The organism is Pseudoalteromonas sp. SG43-4 (assembly GCF_014164325.1).
GTDB lineage: Bacteria > Pseudomonadota > Gammaproteobacteria > Enterobacterales > Alteromonadaceae > Pseudoalteromonas > Pseudoalteromonas distincta.
This window is the reverse complement of sequence record NZ_JACJFB010000002.1, coordinates 368,680-388,127: the sequence shown is the minus strand read 5'-3', so window position 1 is coordinate 388,127 and position 19,448 is coordinate 368,680. Positions and strand designations below refer to the sequence as shown.

At 40.5% G+C, this 19,448-nt stretch carries 16 protein-coding genes; 6 read left to right on the top strand and 10 right to left on the bottom strand.

Translation table 11 applies throughout. From position 1 onward, the window contains the following. Nucleotides 1–212: 212 nt before the first annotated feature. From gcvP to H5160_RS03775, 4 genes are all read right to left on the bottom strand, one after another. Nucleotides 213–3,104, bottom strand: a complete 2,892-nt coding sequence (gene gcvP / locus H5160_RS03790; protein WP_182715728.1) for an aminomethyl-transferring glycine dehydrogenase — start codon at nt 3,102–3,104, stop codon at nt 213–215. Between the two features lie 175 nt (nt 3,105–3,279). Further along, a complete protein-coding gene (gene gcvH / locus H5160_RS03785; RefSeq protein ID WP_024590231.1) occupies nt 3,280–3,669 on the bottom strand; it encodes a glycine cleavage system protein GcvH in 390 nt (129 codons plus the stop codon). Nucleotides 3,670–3,742: 73 nt separating this feature from the next. Further along, complete coding sequence (gene gcvT / locus H5160_RS03780; RefSeq protein WP_002958027.1) at nt 3,743–4,825, bottom strand: glycine cleavage system aminomethyltransferase GcvT; 1,083 nt, start codon at nt 4,823–4,825, stop codon at nt 3,743–3,745. 98 nt (nt 4,826–4,923) lie between these two features. Next, a complete protein-coding gene (locus H5160_RS03775; RefSeq protein ID WP_182736775.1) occupies nt 4,924–5,523 on the bottom strand; it encodes a hypothetical protein in 600 nt (199 codons plus the stop codon). Nucleotides 5,524–5,649: 126 nt separating this feature from the next. Between H5160_RS03775 and H5160_RS03770 the strand changes: the two genes are divergently transcribed. Both H5160_RS03770 and H5160_RS03765 read left to right on the top strand, forming a co-directional pair. Further along, nucleotides 5,650–6,495, top strand: coding sequence for a LysR family transcriptional regulator (locus H5160_RS03770; RefSeq protein ID WP_002958025.1), 846 nt, complete (start codon nt 5,650–5,652; stop codon nt 6,493–6,495). 212 nt (nt 6,496–6,707) lie between these two features. Continuing rightward, nucleotides 6,708–8,864 carry a TonB-dependent receptor domain-containing protein gene (locus H5160_RS03765; protein ID WP_182736773.1) on the top strand — a complete coding sequence of 719 codons (2,157 nt, stop codon included), beginning with the start codon at nt 6,708–6,710 and terminating at the stop codon, nt 8,862–8,864. A gap of 210 nt (nt 8,865–9,074) precedes the next feature. On the opposite strand, the gene rlmB is transcribed toward H5160_RS03765, so the two are convergent. The 6 genes from rlmB to H5160_RS03735 all read right to left on the bottom strand — a co-directional run bounded on the left by rlmB (nt 9,075) and on the right by H5160_RS03735 (nt 15,226). Then, nucleotides 9,075–9,818, bottom strand: coding sequence for a 23S rRNA (guanosine(2251)-2'-O)-methyltransferase RlmB (rlmB, locus tag H5160_RS03760; protein WP_002958023.1), 744 nt, complete (start codon nt 9,816–9,818; stop codon nt 9,075–9,077). Next, nucleotides 9,815–12,310: a ribonuclease R gene (gene rnr, locus H5160_RS03755; protein WP_182736771.1), complete on the bottom strand. Its 2,496-nt coding sequence runs from the start codon at nt 12,308–12,310 to the stop codon at nt 9,815–9,817. Before rnr ends, rlmB begins: the two co-directional genes overlap by 4 nt. Nucleotides 12,311–12,511: 201 nt before the next feature. Then, nucleotides 12,512–13,246 carry an enoyl-CoA hydratase/isomerase family protein gene (locus H5160_RS03750; protein WP_182736221.1) on the bottom strand — a complete coding sequence of 245 codons (735 nt, stop codon included), beginning with the start codon at nt 13,244–13,246 and terminating at the stop codon, nt 12,512–12,514. Between the two features lie 98 nt (nt 13,247–13,344). Further along, complete coding sequence (locus H5160_RS03745) at nt 13,345–13,959, bottom strand: DNA-binding response regulator (protein WP_182719876.1); 615 nt, start codon at nt 13,957–13,959, stop codon at nt 13,345–13,347. Further along, nucleotides 13,959–15,059, bottom strand: coding sequence for a sensor histidine kinase (locus tag H5160_RS03740; protein WP_024594631.1), 1,101 nt, complete (start codon nt 15,057–15,059; stop codon nt 13,959–13,961). The genes H5160_RS03745 and H5160_RS03740 overlap by 1 nt, the downstream gene beginning before the upstream one ends. Further along, a complete protein-coding gene (locus H5160_RS03735) occupies nt 15,056–15,226 on the bottom strand; it encodes a hypothetical protein (RefSeq protein WP_164487629.1) in 171 nt (56 codons plus the stop codon). The genes H5160_RS03740 and H5160_RS03735 overlap by 4 nt, the downstream gene beginning before the upstream one ends. Nucleotides 15,227–15,384: 158 nt before the next feature. On the opposite strand from H5160_RS03735, the gene H5160_RS03730 reads away from it, so the two are divergent. The 4 genes from H5160_RS03730 to queG all read left to right on the top strand — a co-directional run bounded on the left by H5160_RS03730 (nt 15,385) and on the right by queG (nt 19,418). Then, nucleotides 15,385–16,251, top strand: coding sequence for a DMT family transporter (locus tag H5160_RS03730; protein ID WP_182736769.1), 867 nt, complete (start codon nt 15,385–15,387; stop codon nt 16,249–16,251). Continuing rightward, nucleotides 16,248–16,952, top strand: a complete 705-nt coding sequence (locus tag H5160_RS03725) for a glycerophosphodiester phosphodiesterase family protein (RefSeq protein ID WP_024599309.1) — start codon at nt 16,248–16,250, stop codon at nt 16,950–16,952. The genes H5160_RS03730 and H5160_RS03725 overlap by 4 nt, the downstream gene beginning before the upstream one ends. A gap of 45 nt (nt 16,953–16,997) precedes the next feature. Next, on the top strand, nt 16,998–18,218 hold the full coding sequence (locus H5160_RS03720) for a methyl-accepting chemotaxis protein (protein WP_182736767.1): 1,221 nt from the start codon (nt 16,998–17,000) through the stop codon (nt 18,216–18,218). 66 nt (nt 18,219–18,284) lie between these two features. After that, nucleotides 18,285–19,418: a tRNA epoxyqueuosine(34) reductase QueG gene (gene queG / locus H5160_RS03715; protein ID WP_182736766.1), complete on the top strand. Its 1,134-nt coding sequence runs from the start codon at nt 18,285–18,287 to the stop codon at nt 19,416–19,418. Nucleotides 19,419–19,448 lie beyond the last annotated feature (30 nt).

The following is a 19,448-nucleotide window of genomic DNA, read 5'->3' as shown; positions in this document are numbered from 1 at the left end:
AATTTTACGTAAAAAAAGTTCAAACAAACTGTTTGCTAATCACAATCACTTATTTAGTTCACAGCTTAAAGTAAAAGACAAAAAAGCGAACCATCTCAGGTTCGCTTTTTCATTTTACTGACCTCAAAATTCAACTATCGGTTGCAAACTTTATTTGAGTTGCAAACTTAATTCCGATAGTTGCATTCTTTATTCGAGATCGACATCTGCTCTTAGTCGCGATAAGTCTCTACCGCTGGGCATGAACATACCAAGTTACGGTCGCCGTATACGTCATCAATACGTGTAACGGTTGGCCAGAACTTGTTTTTAGCTACTGCAGGCACTGGGAATGCAGCGTAAAAACGGTCGTATGCGCGGTCCCATTCGTTACCTAACACGTCGCCTTGTGTATGCGGTGCAAACACTAGCGGGTTATTTTCGATTGACCATTCGCCAGAAATTACTTTTTCAATTTCGCCTTTAATTGACACCATTGCTTCGATAAAGCGATCAATCTCACCTTTTGATTCAGACTCAGTTGGCTCAATCATTAATGTGCCAGCTACTGGGAACGACATAGTTGGTGAATGGAAGCCGTAATCTTGCAAGCGCTTAGCTACGTCCATTTCAGTAATGCCTGATTGCTCTTTAAGCGGGCGTAAGTCAACAATACATTCGTGAGCAACACGGTTGTTACGACCACGGTATAAAATTGGGAAGTGCTTGCTTAGCTCATGCGTTAAGTAGTTAGCATTAACGATTGCCATTTCAGTGGCTTGCTTTAAGCCCTCGCTGCCCATCATGGTGATGTAAGCCCATGAAATAGGTAAAATAGCAGCTGAGCCATAAGGCGCTGCCGATACCGCACCGTTACCGATGTTAGTACCTGGTACGTTAATTACGCTGTGGTTTGGCATAAACGGCGCAAGATGCGATTTAACACCAATTGGGCCTACACCTGGACCACCGCCACCGTGTGGAATACAAAATGTTTTATGCAAGTTTAAGTGCGATACGTCTGAGCCAATAAAGCCTGGGCTTGTTACGCCAACTTGCGCGTTCATGTTTGCGCCATCCATGTAAACTTGGCCGCCGTGCTCATGAATAATGTCACAAATTTCGCGAATTGTTTCTTCATATACGCCATGCGTAGACGGGTATGTGATCATGATACACGATAAGTTTTCAGACACTTCCTCAGCTTTTGCTTTAAGGTCTGCCATGTCTACGTTACCGTTTTTGTCGCAGTTAACTACCACAATTTTCATGCTCGCCATTTGCGCTGATGCAGGATTAGTACCGTGCGCAGAGCTTGGGATTAAACATACATTACGGTGTACGTCGCCGCGTGACTCGTGGTATTTACGAATCGCGATTAAGCCTGCGTATTCACCTTGCGCGCCAGAGTTTGGCTGAAGCGATACTGCATCGTAACCGGTAATGTTTACTAGCCAGTCGTGAAGCTCGCCAATCATTATTTGGTAACCCTCTGCTTGATCAAGCGGGCAGAATGGGTGAAGGTTTGCAAACTCAGGCCACGTAATTGGGATCATCTCTGCGGTCGCGTTTAGTTTCATGGTACATGAGCCTAACGAGATCATTGAGTGATTAAGCGATAAGTCTTTGCTTTCTAGTCGCTTAATGTAGCGAAGCATGTCTGTTTCGCTGTGGTAGCTGTTAAAGTTTGGATGCGTTAGTACTTCGTCATCACGTACTAAACTTGCAGGGATAGACTCGCTGCCATTTGCTTCAACGTCGGCTGCAATAGCGTCAACACTTAGGCCATGGCCTTCGCCTAAAATAATATCAAATAACTCAGTAATATCGGCACGTGTTGTTGTCTCTGATACCGAAATTGAGTACTCGCCTTCGTGGTTTGTTGCAAAATTTACGCCTTTTGCAATTGCACGCGCTATTACGTCGTCTTTGTTGTCGCTTACTACTGTAAGGGTATCAAACCAAGTGCTGTGCTTAAGTGCGATGCCTTTAGCTTTAAGGCCACTTGCTAAAATATCAGCAAAGCGATGTATACGCTGCGCGATAGTTTTTAAGCCTTGTGGGCCGTGGTACACCGCGTAAAACGCTGCCATGTTGGCAAGTAATACTTGTGCTGTACAAATGTTTGAGTTGGCCTTGTCGCGGCGAATGTGTTGTTCGCGCGTTTGCATTGCCATACGTAGTGCGTCGTTACCTAAACGGTCTTTAGATACACCAATAATACGACCTGGTAATGAACGTTTGTATGCGTCACGTGTTGCAAAAAATGCAGCGTGTGGACCGCCGTAACCCATAGGTACGCCAAAACGCTGAGCCGAACCAAGTACTACGTCTGCGCCTAGTTTACCCGGCGCTTTTAACAGTAATAAACTCATTATGTCGGCAGTAACACAGGCAATGGCCTTTTTGCTTTGTACGCCAGCAATTAGGTCAGTTATGTCTACCACTTCGCCTGATGTAGTTGGGTATTGGAACAATGCGCCAAAAATGTCGTGGTTTACGGCATCTTCTGCTTTACCTACAATTATTTCAAAACCAAACTGCTCGGCACGCGTTGTTACTACGTCGATTGTTTGTGTGTGTACGTCGTCGGCAATAAAAAAGGCATTGGCTTTTTTAGCTTTTGATACGCGTTTTGCAAGGCCCATAGCCTCTGCAGCCGCTGTTGATTCGTCAAGTAGTGACGCGCTTGCTAAATCAAGACCAGTTAAATCTAGGGTCATAGTTTGGAAGTTTAATAATGATTCTAAACGCCCTTGAGCAATCTCTGGCTGATACGGTGTGTACGCTGTATACCAACCTGGATTTTCTAGTACGTTACGTAAAATTACGTGTGGTACGTTAGTTGGGTGGTAGCCTTGGCCAATGTACGATTTGAAAACTTTATTTTTGCTTGCTACTGATTTTAAGTAGCTTAGTGTTTCAACTTCAGTACGGCTTTGTCCAACTGTTAGCGGTTGCTCTAGACGAATGCTAGCCGGTACAGTTTGGTCAATGAGCTCTTGCACACTCGATACTTCTAAAGCACTTAGCATATCGCTTACTTGTGCTGGGCTTGGCCCAATATGGCGACGAATAAAATCTTGCTTTTGCTCTAGTTCTTCAAGAGATTTGGCGTTTGACATGTGTCCAGATTCCTATGATCCAAAAAATGTGGCTACTGCTGATGGGTAAACAGCAATAACTTAAAATTCTTATGATTTAACAGCTTACTTTGTATGGAAAAGTTAACTGTAAAATCATAAAAGCCCCGATATCTAAATAAAACACGCGGGGCTTTTAGTTATCTACAAAGAATAATTATTCTTCGTCGATAGTGTGCGAGTAACCTTCAGCGTCTAATAAGTTGTCTAGCTCAGACTCGTCAGATGCTTTAATACGGAATAACCAACCGTCGCCGTAAGCGTCGTTGTTTACTGTTTCAGGTGAGTCTTCAAGTTCTTCGTTAATAGCAACAATTTCGCCACTGATAGGTGCGTAAATGTCTGATGCTGCTTTAACTGACTCTGCTACTGCACAGTCTTCGCCAGCGTCTACTTCGTCGCCAACTTCTGGTAATTCAACAAATACCATGTCGCCAAGAAGTTCTTGTGCATGCTCAGAAATACCAACAGTAAATGTACCGTCGCCTTCACTGCGAACCCACTCGTGTGAAGGTGCGTATTTTAACTCGCTAGGAATGTTGCTCATTTTATTTGTCCTTTGGTTTATATTGGGAGGATATCAATCACTGTAATTACACTGATTGATATAACCAAATTATTTAAATTATTGATTTACCGTTACGTACAAAGCTAGGCTTTACTACTTTAACGTTTACTAATTTTTTACGCATTTCTACTTGAGCTGTATCGCCTGTTGAACGTGGTACACGTGCAAGGGCTACACTAAAACCAAGTGTTGGTGAGAAAGTACCTGAGGTAATAACCCCTTCACCACCATCAACAATTACTTTAGAACCGCTACGCAAAACGCCTTTTTCTTCAAACACTAAGCCAACTAGTTTGTCAGTGCTTTTTTCTGCGCGTTGCTTAACAAGTACGTCACGACCAATAAAGTCACGATCTTCTGGTTCCCATGCAATGGTCCATGCCATGTTAGCTGCAAGTGGTGATACGCTTTCGTCCATATCTAGGCCGTAAAGGTTCATACCTGCTTCTAAACGTAGCGTGTCGCGTGCACCTAAACCAGCAGGCTTAACACCTGCGTCTAGCAGTTGTTGCCATAAATCGGCTGCTTGGTCGTTCGGTACTACTATTTCGTAACCGTCTTCGCCAGTATAACCCGTTGTGGCAATAAATAAATCACCTACTTGAACACCAAAAAATGGCTTCATACCTTCAACAGCGGCTTGTTGCTCAGCATTTAAAAGAGTAGCTGTTTTTGCTTTAGCGTTAGGGCCTTGCACTGCAATCATTGCAAACTCTGGGCGCTCTGTAACAGTTACGTCAAAGTCGCTCGATACGTTAGCTAAATGCGCTAGGTCTTTTTCGCGCGTCGCTGAGTTAACAACTAGGCGGTAAAACGTTTCACTAAAGAAATAAATAATTAAGTCGTCTATTACACCGCCTTGCTCGTTAAGCATGCCTGTGTAAAGCGCTTTGCCTGGTACGGTTAATTTTGCAACGTCGTTAGCTACTAGCTTACGTAAAAATGCTTTTGCTTGAGGCCCTTCAATATCAACAATAGTCATGTGTGATACGTCAAACATACCAGCGTCGGTACGTACGCTATTGTGTTCTTCTATTTGTGAGCCGTAGTTGATTGGCATTTCCCAGCCATGAAAATCAACCATTTTTGCGCCCGCTTCTAGGTGCTTAGCATGTAGTACAGTTTTAGAAGTCATAACATTCCTTCACGTTTAAATTAACCCTGTTTAGGGCGTGGCTTAAATAGATATAAAAACAGGTAAACATTGTTATGCTCGCCTGTTGTTTTTATTCGTTATGCGGCTTCACTATGCATAAGTGCAAAGCCTTGCGCTTGCATGTAGCTTTGCCATTTTTGTAATTCTTGTTGTTTAGCTACTAATACAAAGTGTTGTTCGTCGTTTTTATCAATGGCGGTAATAAATACATCACCGCTTTGTGCACCGTAGCAAAGTTGCGTGTCAGAAAGGCGCAAACCTGGTGTTAATTTAAAAGCATTAACTAGGGTATCAAATGCGTTGTCGCCACTTAAAATAAAGCTTGCTAGGTCGGTGCGTACTACATAATCAATATCAAAACGTAATTGCTGCTCGTTTATAAGCGCTTGTAGTTGAAGGCTTGCGTTGTGTGGTAGTACGAATCTAAAGGCGGTTTCGCTAAAGTAATAAACAGCAAAACTGTAGTCAGAATTATAGTCGCCATCAAGCGTGCCTTTTAAGCCTAAACCGCTGGCGGTAAGCTTAGTTAAATCAAGGCCTAAAATAGTGCTTAAAAATACACTGGTTTCGGTTCCGCTAAAATCCATTACAACGTGATTGTTGTTAGTTTGCAAAGCGTTAGTAACCGCACTACTTGCGTTGCTGTGGCGGGCAAACATTATTGGGTTAAAAGTCATAACAGACACCTGTGTATTTTCGATTACAAAAGTATATTGCCCACGTCTATCAACAACAAATTGTAATTATTTATCAATTGATAAATAATACTTATATATATGGCTATATAAATTGTAATTTTAAATATGAAAAACATATCAACAGACGGTTTACGTACTTTTGTAATGGTAGTTGAAATAGGTGGCTTTGCTAAAGCAGGCGATTTACTTGGCCTGTCGCAACCTGCTGTAAGTTTGCAAATCAAGCGCTTAGAAGACGTGCTTGGCTATAAACTATTTAAAAAACAAGGGCAGCGCCAAGTATTAAACCAGTACGGCGAGCTATTATTGCCTATGGCAAAACAAATGATGCAACACAACGATGCTATTTTGCAGCAGTTCACCTCAGAAAACATTGCAGGTAAAGTGCGCTTGGGTATTCCGAGCGAATTTGCAGCGCGTATTTTACCCTCAATTATTGGCGACTTTGTGGCGCTCTACCCTGAGGTGTCGTTAGAGGTTAAGTCGCGTTTAAGTAAGCATTTGCTTTCGGCTTCTCGCCAAGATCAGTTTGATTTAGTACTTGCGCTAAATGAGCGACTCAACTCTGATAAGTTTCCTATTTTTATGCAAGACGAACTAGTGTGGGTGGGCGACCTGTCACTTGCGCATAATGAGGTGGTTACCCTAGTTACCGCACCAGAGGGATGTATTTATCGTCGCCGTGCTACTGATGCATTAAAAAGTGCAGGCATTAAATACCGAATAGTTTATAGCAACGCCGATTTAACCGGCCTTATTGCTGCATTAAAAGAAGGCTTAGGTATTACGGTACTTGCCAAAAGTACAGTACCGAGTGAGCTTAACTATCAGGTTCAAACCAAGCATTTACCAGCTCTTGGTAATATTGGTATTAGTTTGGTTAAAAGTTCGGGTGAGTCGGAAAATGCGGTAGATAAACTCGCTGAATTTATAGCTCTACGCTTGGGCTAGCGCTTACGTAGCACATATAATTCGTTCAGCCTTTATAGCTAGTAAAGCAATTACAAAATAATACAAAAGAAACAATTTAGTTAATTAAGTTGCATAAGCAGGTGTTTTTAGTTCTATTAAACTGAATAATTAAATAGTTAATAACATTGATTCGTATTCGTTAACGTGTTCAAATTGCGCCAATTAAGATAATTGACATGATTAGGAACACAATGAACCCTAAGTTTTTAGTATCTACTTTAGCAACTGCGGTTGCTTTGTCTTTTAGTGCTACTGCAATAGCAAAAGACACCAGCAATAAAGAACAACGCTTTGAACAAATTACTGTTATTGGCTCTCAGCAAGCAATTAACGATATTCCTGGTTCGGCTACGTTTATTTCTGAAGAAGATCTTCAAAAATTCCAGTTTACCGATATTTCTCGCGTTTTAGCGTCTGTTCCGGGCGTTTACGTGCAAGAAGAAGACGGTTATGGCCTTCGTCCTAATATTGGTATGCGCGGTACAGGTACTGGCCGTAACGATAAAATATCAGTAATGGAAGACGGTGTATTAGTTGCACCAGCACCATATTCAGCACCTTCTGCATACTACTTCCCTACTATGGGTCGTATGGAATCTATTGAAGTATTAAAAGGCGCAGCCTCAGTTAAGTACGGCCCGCGTACTACAGGTGGTGTTTTAAACTTACTTTCGCGCAGTTTACCAACTGAGCCAAATAGCTCAAAAGGTATGGTAGATGCAGCCCTTGGTAGCGACGGTTACTACAAAGGCCACGCTTACTTTGGTAAAGAAAAAAATAACACAGCGGGTTTAATTGAAGTATTTACTTACGGCGCAGACGGCTTTAAAGAGCTGCCAGTAGGCAATGACAACACCGGCTTTGAAAAAACAGATTTACTATTAAAGTTTGGCCATACGTTTGGTCAAAACGATGCGCATAATCTTGAGCTAAAAATTAAGTACTCTGACGAAACATCAGACGAAACATACATGGGCTTAACTGACGAAGACTATCAAGAAAGTCCTTACCGTCGTTATGCTGCATCGCAAAACGATGAAATGAATACGCGCCACAACGCATACCAACTTAACTACGCGTACCGTTTTGGTGATGGCTATGAGTTTTTAGCTACGGCTTACTTAAACGATTTTCATCGTAACTGGTATAAAGCCAGCAGCGTAGGCTTAAGTACTCTTGAGCAGTACAGCGATTTTGAAGCAAACCCTACAAGCGAAGGTATTGAAGGTATTGGCGTTAAAGCTAATAACCGCGACTACCAAGCTAAAGGTATTCAGTCTGAATTACATATTCCTGCAGGCGATCACTATGTGACTGTTGGCGTACGTTACCACGAAGACGAAATGGATCGTTTTCAGTGGGAAGACAAATACACACTTAATCAAGACCTAAGCTTAACACTTACAGAGCAAGGCGTTCCGGGCTCAGACAGCAACCGCGTAGATAGCGCAGAAGCAAGCACCTTGTTTATTCAAGACGAGTGGACAATTGATGCATTAGTAGTAAGTGCAGGCCTTCGTTATGAAGACATTACTATTACGCGTGAAGAGTGGTCTAAATCAGATCCAACACGCAGCAACGGTTTAACTAAAGATGTGTCGAACGACACTGAAATTTTAGTGCCGTCACTAGGTGCTACTTACACGCTTAACGAAAACGTAACGCTACTTGCGGGCATTCAAAAAGGGTATGCACCAGCAGCACCTGGTAATGCTGACCAAGAAGAAGAAGAAAGTGTAAACATTGAGTTTGGCTCTCGCTTTAATATGGATGGCTTTAGCGGTGAAGTAATTGCCTTTTACTCAGACTACGACAACATGCACGGTAACTGTACTGCAGCGGTTGGTTGTAGCGACGACAACATTGGCGACCAATACAACTACGGTGAAGTAGAAGTAGCGGGTTTTGAATTTAGTGCAGCACTTACGTTTGCAACTGATACAGCTATGTTCCCAGTTAAATTAACGTATACCTACACAGACTCTGAGTTTAAAAACGATTTTGATTCAGAAATTTGGGGCGCGGTAGAAAAAGGCGATGCAATGCCTTACGTACCAGAAAACCAAGTAGCGTTATCGTTAGGTGCTGAGTTTTCTGCGTTTGTAGTTAACAGCCAAATACGTTACGTATCTGATGCGCATGCTAACTTAACTGAGGCGGGCTTAAACGCAATTGATAGCCGCGTAGTATGGGATTTAGCTGCTAAATACTTAATCGATGAAAATCAAAAAGTATACCTAAGCGTTGATAACTTGTTTGATAAAACATACGTTGCTAACCGTTCAAACGGTGGCATTCAGCCAGGTAAGCCGAGGACTGTACAGATGGGCTACACTTACTCATTCTAACGAGTTAAATAGCTCTCTAGCTGCGTTAAAAATAACTCATATAAGAACAACTATATTTCGTTATTTTTGTCTTGCTATAGAGTTATTTTCCTATCGCTATAATAGAGTATCAATTGATATAAAATTAAAAGCGTAAATTACAGACACAAAAAAGCCGAGATTGAATTTCAATCTCGGCTTTTTAATACATAAAACTTATCGTTTTATATATTAGTTATTTGCGTTACGTTGGCGTAATACTTCAAACAAACAAATACCCGTGGCTACCGATACGTTTAAGCTTGAAACAGTACCCGCCATTGGGATTTTAACGAGCATATCGCAATGCTCACGCGTTAAGCGTCGCATGCCCTCGCCTTCTGCGCCCATAACAATAGCCATTGGCCCTGTTAAGCTTGCATCAAATACGTGATTATCAGTTTCGCCAGCGGTACCTACAACCCATACGCCTGCATCTTTAATTTCGCGAAGCGTACGTGCAAGGTTAGTCACTTGAATAAGCGGTACTGTTTCGGCTGCACCACAGGCCACTTTACGTGCAGTACCGTTAAGCTTAGCCGACTTATCTTTAGGTACAATCACAGCGTGGACACCTGCCGCGTCTGCACTACGTAGGCATGCGCCTAAGTTATGCGGATCGGTAATACCATCAAGCACAAGTAAAAACGGTGTGTCTTCACGAGCGATTATCGCATCAAGATCTTTTTCATTAAACGTTGGCGCTGCTTTTACGTTAGCAATAATACCTTGATGCTGCTCACCTTTTGATTTGCTATCAAGGGCTTTACGCTGCATAAACTGTACTGAAATACCAAATTTACGTGCTTCATCAATAATCGGAGTTGAGCGTTTGTCGTCACGACCTTTAAGGGCGTAAATTTCTACAAAGCGCTCTGGTTCGCTTTCTAAAATTGCTTCAACAGAATGAAAGCCAAAAATTAATTCATTACTCACGTATTGTCTGCTCCTGGGCTAGTACGTTTGCGGGCATTTTTGCCTGCTCTTTTAGGCTTTTTAACGGCCTTCTTCTTTGGTTTTTTCTTTACGGCAGAGTCTGCTGCTTTTTTATCTGCAGGTTTTGTTGCAGACTTATTTGCAGGCTTGCCTTTATCTTTATTTGCTGGCTTTTTTTTACCTTTTGGTTTGTCATCGCTGTGCGACTTTTTACCTGGTACTTTGCCTGCTTTTAATTGCGAACGCACACTTGCTGGCGCATGCTCAGACTTACCTGAACCTTTTTTTGGTGCACGACGACGTGAGTATCTGTCTTGTGCAACATCGCCTTTAAGCGTTAAGTTTATACGGCGATCGTCTAAACTAACCGACGCAACTTTTACTGTTACTTTATCGCCAAGGCGATAAATTTTGTGAGAGTGCTCACCTATTAGGGTGTGTTTTGCAGCATCATGCGCAAAAAACTCGTCGCCTAAATTAGTAACGTGAATAAGCCCATCAATTTGTAAATCGTCTAAACGAATAAACAAACCAAAATTGGTAACCGATGAAATAACACCATCAAACTCTTCACCTACATGGTCTTGCATAAACTCACATTTAAGCCAATCAGCTACTTCGCGAGTTGCATCGTCAGCACGACGCTCTGTTGTAGAACACTGCTCACCTAGTTGATCAACTTCATCGTCGGTATAAGCGTATTCGCCAGACGTTTGCTGACCTTGTGCTTTTATTACTGCTTTAATAGCACGATGCACTACTAAATCTGGGTAACGACGTATTGGCGATGTAAAATGCGCGTAAGCCGATAACGCTAAACCAAAGTGACCAATGTTATCTGGCTGATATACAGCTTGTTTCATTGAACGCAGTAACATAGTTTGAATAAGTTCAGCTTCTGGGCGGTCACCTAGTCGCGCTAATACTTGCGTTATTTCTTTTGGTGTTGGCTCGTCGCTTAATGTACTTTCAATACCTAACTCGCCTAAAAACTTAGTAAAGTTACCTAGTTTTTCTTGGTCTGGTTCGTCATGCACACGATAAAGCGCGCTTGCTTCGTGCTTTTCAAGAATTTTAGCCGCTGATACGTTGGCTAAAATCATACATTCTTCAATGAGTTTGTGCGCGTCGTTACGAATAACAGGCACTATTGATTCTATTTTACGCTGAGCGTTAAATACAAAACGTGTTTCTAGGGTTTCAAACTCTATGGCACCACGGTCTTGGCGTGCAGCTTTAAGTGCCATGTACATTTGCTGTAAATCAGTTAAATGTGGCACAACGGCTGAGTATTCTTCGCGTAGTTTTTCGTCGTTTTGTAAAATGGCATTTACTTTGGTGTAAGTTAAACGTGCATGCGAGTTCATTATCGCTTCGTAAAACTTATAACCCGAAAGTTTACCCGCACTCGACACGGTCATTTCGGCAACCATACATAAGCGATCTACTTTTGGATTAAGCGAACATAATCCGTTAGAAAGCACTTTTGGTAGCATCGGAATTACTTGCTCAGGGAAATACACTGAGTTACCACGCAAAATTGCTTCTTTGTTAAGCGGCGTGTTCATTCCTACGTAATGCGATACATCAGCAATGGCAACCCATAAGCGCCAGCCACCTGATTTTTTAGGTTCACAATATACGGCGTCATCAAAGTCGCGTGCATCTTCGCCATCAATAGTTACAAGTGGTAAATCACGTAAATCTACGCGACCTTTTTTGTCAGCTTCTTCAACAAATTCACCTAGATGAGCAACTTGTGCTTCAACTTCTTCTGGCCATACATGTGGAATATCGTGATTGCGCAGTGCAACTTCAATTTCCATACCTGGGGCTAAATGCTCACCAAGTACATCTATAACTTTACCTACCGCGTTCATGTTACGGCTTGGATTTTGCGTAATTTTAACCTGCACCATTTGGTTATGGCGGGCACCGTTTTCGTTGCCTGGTAAAATCATTATATCTTGCGTTATGCGCGGGTCTTCAGCGACTACAACAGCAACACCGTGCTCAACAAAGTAACGGCCAACAATTGGCGCGCGCTCGTTAGTAAGCACTTTTATAATACGTGCATCGCATTTTGAGCCAGAACCACGTTTAGTGCCTTTAGCTAGTACAATGTCGCCATGTAACACCATATTCATTTGGTGCTTAGCAATAAACCAATCTTTACTCTCGCCTTCAACTTCTAAAAAGCCGAAACCGTCTCTGTGGCCTATTACTTTGCCTTTGGTTAAACCGGCTTCGTCAATTAGGGCGTAGCATTTAAATTTATTGAAATACAGCTGTCCGTCACGCTCCATAGCGCGAAGGCGGCGTTTAAATGCTATTTGGCGTTCGTCATCGTTTACTGCTAGTTCTTCACATAATTGCGCGCAGTTAGCAGGCTTTGAACGCTCTTGAAGGTGAGTAAGTATAAACTCACGACTAGGGACTGGGTTTTCGTACTTTTCTTGTTCTCGACTGAGATTTGGATCTTGGTTTGACATTCACTATCTTGTTAGTTGGTTATGTAGGTATTTTAACCCATATAGTTATAATGAGACAGGTAAAAGCTATTAAACTTTTAAGAAAGCACTTTTACCTTGCTGTTTACCTTGCTGTATAGTTTAAAAATCTAGCGCAATGGGGCTTAACGATCCCTTAACTGCAAAGTGTTTAGTCATCTCGTAGCAATGCTAAAATCTATACTATTTTTTTTGTAGGTTTTTCCACAGCAGTTTACTTATATTATCAATAAAGCTTGGATCTTCTTCTTTCATTGTAAGTAAAATCTGCTTATTCATTTGTGTTTTATTTTGAGCGTAAATCCAACGATTTTTATTAAATTGCTGGGCAAACTCAAGTGCACCCGCTTGAAGTTCGTCGTTATTTGCAAACACAGCTTCAACTACTTTGTTCTCTAGCAACTGCTGTGCACCAACCCGCTCTCCTGACATAGCTAGACGATTAAAGAAGGTTTGCGAAATAGCCTTATTAATTATAGGAAACATCGATGGAACAAACGGCACCATTACATCCACTTCAGGAAAACAAAAAAAGCCTTTGTCTGATTTCATAAATCTAAAGTCGCACGCACACGCAAGTACAGAACCATTACCATAGGTATGCCCGTTTAACGCAGCAATAATAGGCATAGGAAAAGTAACTATGCGTTTAAATAAGTCACTTATTTGAATCATAAAGTCTGAAATTGCTGCAGGTAAAATACTTGGATTAGACATCCATTGGAGGTCGATACCCAATGACCAGTTTTTATCACTTGAAGACGTTAAAATAACTGACTTAATATTTTGTTCTGCTTCAATGTGGTCTAGGTGTAAATTAAACTCAGCCAAAAACGCTGGGTTGTGGCGGTTTTCAGCGGTATTCATGGTGAGTATAGCGATATTATTTTTAGTTGTTAGTTCTATTAAATTTGCCATTAAAACCTCTTTTAGCGCGTTTTAAGCTAATTTTAAGCGCTGTTCGTTACTTTTACATATCATAGTAATACTTTGCTTATAATTTATAAACCCACTGATTAAAGCCACCCTTTTTGTTTAGCTATACGCGCAGCATCTATGCGGTTAGTAGCGTTTAATTTTGCAATGGCATCAGATAAGTAGTTACGCGTAGTCCCTTCGCTAATAAATAACTGCTTAGCTATGTCGCTTGTTTTAAGGCCATCGCTTGCAAGTTTAAGGGCTTTGCGCTCTTTATCGGTAAGTGGATCTGCGTCGCCTAATGCATTAATAGCAAGCTCTGGGTCAATTACCTTTTGTCCCTGCATTACTTTTTTAAGCGCATTTATTAACTCTTCACTTGGTGCTTCTTTTAAAATAAAACCTTTAACGCCAGTCGTAAGCGCTCGCCTAATATAACCCGCACGAGAAAATGTAGTCATAATAACCATTTTTATAGCAGGAAATTTAGCGGCTATTTTTTCGCTAAGCTCTATACCATTCATGGTTGGCATTTCTATATCGGTTAAAATTATATCGGGATGTAAATCACTATCAAGTGCCTCAATTGCATTAAGTGCATCTTGCCCGTTACTTGCTTGCCCAATAATCTCAATATTAAAATCAAGCCCTAACAATGCTGCTACTGCGTCGCGTACAAGCGCCTGATCTTCCACTAAATATACTCTGATCATTATAAATCCTTAGCTGTAATTGGCAGCACTACTTTTAAAGTAAAATTATCGCCACAGGTAAATGCTGCACTGCCATTTAGTTGCTCTGCTCGCTCTTTAATACCATTTAGGCCATTGCCCGAATTCAATGTACTGCACGGACCATGGTCAATTACGGTTATAAGTAACTGCTGCGCTGTTTGTTCTATATTTATTTCGCAATTTTTTGTGTTGCTATGGCGTAATAAGTTAGTAACTGCCTCTTTAATTATAAGGCCTGCTATACCCTCTACTTTAGCGGGCAGAGCATTTAAAACCACATTAAATGAAACGTTAAATCCTTGCTCTATTAACCTTTGCTTTAACTGTGCTACTTGGCTGACAAGATTAAGCTGTTTTAAATCACTTACGGCGCTTCTTACATCGCTAAGCAACTGCCTTGCCAAATCGGCCACTTGTGCAATTTCGCTATTTGCTTGAGCGTATCGCTCTCCTTGGTTTAATTTATTAGCAAGCTCAGCCTTTAGAGCAATAGATGACAATGAGTGGCCTAAAATATCATGCAAGTCGCGAGCTATTCGTTCTCGCTCTGCAATAGCTGCTAATTGCTCTAGTTGGTTAGCGCTTTCTTGTTCGCGCTTTTTGTATAAGCTTTCTCTTTTTGCTGCAATACCGTAACTAAATAATGTGGCGCAAAGAATCAAAGCAACGCCTAAAAAGTATTGAACCTTACCTATATCTCCAATATATGTGCTTAATAAAACCGTGAATATAATTGCGATCGCAGCATAAATTCTTTGACGGTAGCTGTAAGAGTAGCCTGCTATGTAGGCTACGAAACCAAATAAAGTAGGCGTACCTGTGGTGTAAAAAGTAGCGCAAAAACAAATTAAAAGCATGGCTACAAATAACTTAGTCACCCCTGCACTTTTACAGTTTATTGCTTTTATATACAAAAGAATAAAAGCAACATAGAAGGCTAAAGACATAACAATTTGGTTAACGGTAAAGCTCGAAAAATTAATTATTAGCGGGAGTAAATAAAAGCCGGTAAAAATTAAATGTCCATATTTCCAAAAACCTTTATCGCTTTGTTGAGAAAAGCTGCTTAACGAGCTCATACTAATACCTCAGGCATATTATTTTTACTTATAGCACTATTTTTATTAATAAATATAAATAACATAAAAATGCATACCAGCATAAAGCAATCTGCGTACGTAATAGTAAAACTTAACGCCTCTAGCACTTCATTAATAGTTAAGCTGATTAAAATTAAAGAATTCATAATTACCTCCTGTTGAGTAAGGTAACTATGCCCGCGTACAAAAATAATAAGAGTGTGAAGTGTCATCAACTTTAATGACTTTTGTCATGCGGAAAAAATTCATCTTAAGAATTTTTAAGCAATGTTAATATATTCAAAAAGTACAACAAGGAAACTAAATGCAGCCTCAGCAACAAAGTTTAATTTATTTACACATAGCGGTATTACTTTTTGGCGGGACCGCTTTATTTGCCAAACTTATTGGTTTAAATGCTTTAGATATTACCGTTTACAGAACTGCAATTGCAGGAATGGCTATTTTAGCCATGCTTTATTTTCAAAAAAAACAAATTAAACTCAACAAACCTAAAGACTATCTTATTGCGTTATTTTTAGGTGTTGCGGTGGGTATTCACTGGGTTACCTATTTTGCTGGTATGCAAATGGCTGGTATAACTATTGGAATGCTGGCATTTTTTAGCTACCCCGTAATGACGGTGTTTTTAGAACCCTTATTTAATAAAAGCAGGCCAAAAGCAAAAGATATAATAAGTGCAGCGGTGGTTGTTTTAGGTATTTACTTATTAGTACCAAGTGCAAACTTGGGCGATGATGTAACCCTAGGTGTAATAACAGGTGTGATATCAGCATTGTTTTTTTCAATAAGAAACATTACTCATAAGCGCTACTTTAGCCAATATGGCGGGCCGCAAACGATGTTTTATCAAACCTTAGTGGCAAGCATTATGTTGTATGCATTTATAGAAGTACCAGTGTATGAGGTTAGTAATCATGACCTGATTTTAATTGCTGTAGCGGGTGTTATATTTACAGCTACACCGCACTCGTTATTTGCAGCAAGTTTAAAGCATTTATCAGCGGCAACTGCGGGGTTAATTTCTTGCTTGCAGCCACTTTATGGCACCATACTGGCTATAGTAATTATTCATGAACGTCCTACTGTTATGACGTTAGTTGGTGGAGCACTCATAGTGAGTGCCGCTTGTTTTGAAACGTGGTCAATCACTAAAAAGGCTCGACAATGAAAGTATTTGCACACCGTGGTGCCAGTGGGGATTTTCCTGAAAACACCAAAAGCGCTATTTTAGAAGCGTTAAAAGTAGGTGTTGATGGTATTGAAGTAGATATTCAAAGTTCCTTCGATGATTACATGGTAATACACGATTCATGGCTTGATAGAACCACCAGCGGTAAAGGCAGGGTGAGTAACTTTACCGCTCATGAGCTCTCTAAGCTTGATGCTGGAAATGGTGAAAAAATTCCTACTCTTCAGCAGCTGTTTGATTGGAATAACAATAAATCTTTATTAAATATTGAGCTTAAACACACGTTTGCACTAGAAAGGTTTGTGGCTCAATTAGAACAAAACATTGAAGCTAAAAAAATATCGAAAACCAATATTTTAGTATCATCGTTTGATCATCATCAACTACAGTGGCTTAAAAACAAGCTACCATGGCTTAAAATAGGCGCCCTTACTTCTTCTATTCCAATTAACTATGCAAAGTTTGCTAGTGATTTAAACGCTTATAGCGTACATGCAGATAAAACCTTTATAAATAAGGCCTTTGCAGAGGATGCAAAAAAAAGAGGCCTAAAGATTTATGCTTATACAGTCGATAGGGAAGAAGATATAGCGCTAATGCTTGAGTATGGCATAGACGGAATTTTTACAAATTACCCAGCGCGAACCAAAGCTTACTTGTTGTCGTTACAAAAAGGCTAACTTACATTCCCCTTACTTAAATAACAATCGTAGGGCTTGAGCATAATGAGTGGTTTCATGAAAATTTATAACTATATAGAGCAAACATTCTTTTTTACGTTAACCCGTAAAATAGTCGGTAATTTAAGTTTTGTATTATTGTTCCAAGCAATTACGTTATTTTGGCTGCATCAGAGTTTAAGCGAACAACAGCAAAATACAGGGCTATTTTGGCTGCTTACGCTTGTGATTATATCTGGTTTTATTTTTACTCTTTTTTATATGCGTTTTTTAATTGTTCGCCCTGTTACTGCTATGCGCGATACTTTGATAGAAATAAACCAACAAGATGCAAATTTAGCAGCAAAACTTCCCCACTTTTCGTATGACGAATTTAAAGATTTAAGTTCACAATACAATATATTTACTGCCCATTTAAGTGAGTTACTCAGCACAACATATAACAGTGCTCAAGCGAGTGCACACAGCAATACACAAGTCACTGAATCAATGAAAAATACTGAGCAATCAAGTGAGCAACAAATACAGTTAAGCCACAGTATTATTAATGCCAGTATGCAAATAACCCAAAGCTTACAAGACATAGTAAATAATACAGATAGCGTACATAACGTTAATAATGAACACCTTAACTTTGTAAAACTATCTGCGTCAGAACTCGCTGCTTTAGTAGAGCAGGTAAAACTTATTACTAATATGCTAGGTAGCTTTTCAAATACAATTGCGGGACTAAAAGAGAACAGTGAAAACATTCGTAGTATTTTAAAAATGGTTGAAGAGTTTTCTGATCAAACTAATTTGTTAGCCCTCAACGCCGCAATAGAAGCAGCTAGAGCGGGTGAAGCTGGCAGAGGATTTGCCGTAGTTGCAGACGAAGTACGCACGCTTTCAATAAAGGTAAGTGGCGCAACTAGGCAGATTAGCGACTTCATAAGTCAGATGAATGATTTGGTAAACGAGACAAATAAAGAGTCAGAGCAATTAATGACTCACTCTAATAACGCACAAAGCTCAATTAGTGCAACCTGTGATGGCTTTACTAAAATGCTTAGTGAGTTTGAGCACAACCAGCAGCAGCTGCAACAAATAGCCAGTGCTGTACATTTGCTTGAGGGCACCCAAAGTACGACTCACCAATCGGTAGAGCAAATCGTAGCTTTAGGGGAGCAAGCTAAACTACAAATAGATACGGCATTAGCCGATAGCGAGCAATCTCAACAGCTTAGCTTACAAACCCAACAACAGTTAAAGCGCTTTGTGCACTAAGAAGCGTTTTCGGGCTCAGAGAAATATGGTAAATTACGCAGCTATTAATTTAAGTGTGTAAAGCGTGTGAGCAACCCTACCCCAGACTATGAAAAATTAGCCCTACAAATAAAAACCTGGGGGCAAGAGCTTGGCTTTAGCGAAGTGGGCATTACTGATATTGACTTATCTAAGCACGAAGCCCAATTGCAACGTTGGCTTGATGCAGGCTACCACGGCTCGATGGATTATATGGCTGCCCACGGTATGAAACGCGCCCGCCCTGCTGAATTAGTGCCTGGTACACAACGTGTTATATCCGTAAAAATGAATTATCTGCCTCCCGATGCTGGCTTTGCAAAAACCTTAAAAAATAAAGAAAAAGCATATATAAGCCGCTATGCATTAGGTCGTGATTACCATAAATTAATGCGTAATCGTTTAAAAAAACTCGGCCAAAAAATAGAGCAAGAAATTGGCGAGTATGGCTTTAGACCCTTTGTAGATTCAGCCCCTGTACTTGAGCGTCAACTTGCCGAAAAAGCCGGCTTAGGGTGGCGTGGTAAGCATTCGTTATTAATTAACCAAGAAGCTGGGTCGTGGTTTTTTTTAGGCGAGCTATTTATTGATTTACCTCTACCAATTGATGCAGAAAACACCTTTGAAGGCTGCGGTAAATGCGTTGCTTGTATTACTCTTTGCCCAACAGGTGCAATTGTAGAGCCCTACGCTGTTGATGCACGTAAATGTATATCGTATTTAACCATAGAACACCAAGGGACAATACCAGAGCAGTACCGAACTTTATTAGGCAATCGTGTTTATGGTTGTGATGATTGCCAGTTGGTATGTCCTTGGAATCGTTATGGACAAATAACTGACGAAAATGACTTTCATCCTCGCACTCAATTAAAAGATAAAGATTTACTTGAGCTGTTTGCTTGGGATGAGCCTACATTTTTAAAAAACACCGAAGGCAGCCCTATTCGTCGCATTGGCCACGAACGTTGGTTACGTAATTTAGCAGTTGGTTTAGGTAATGCAGAGTTCAGCCCCGCTATTATTAATGCCCTACAAGATAAAAGCCAAATATGCAGCGAACTTGTTTTAGAGCATATTGAATGGGCACTTGCTCAGCAAAACGATAAACAACGATTACAAATTCGTAAAACAGCTAGGTTAATTAGAATTGTAGAAAAAGGCTTACCAAGGGATGCATAGCACCGCTTAAGTAAACCTTTATATTGCGAA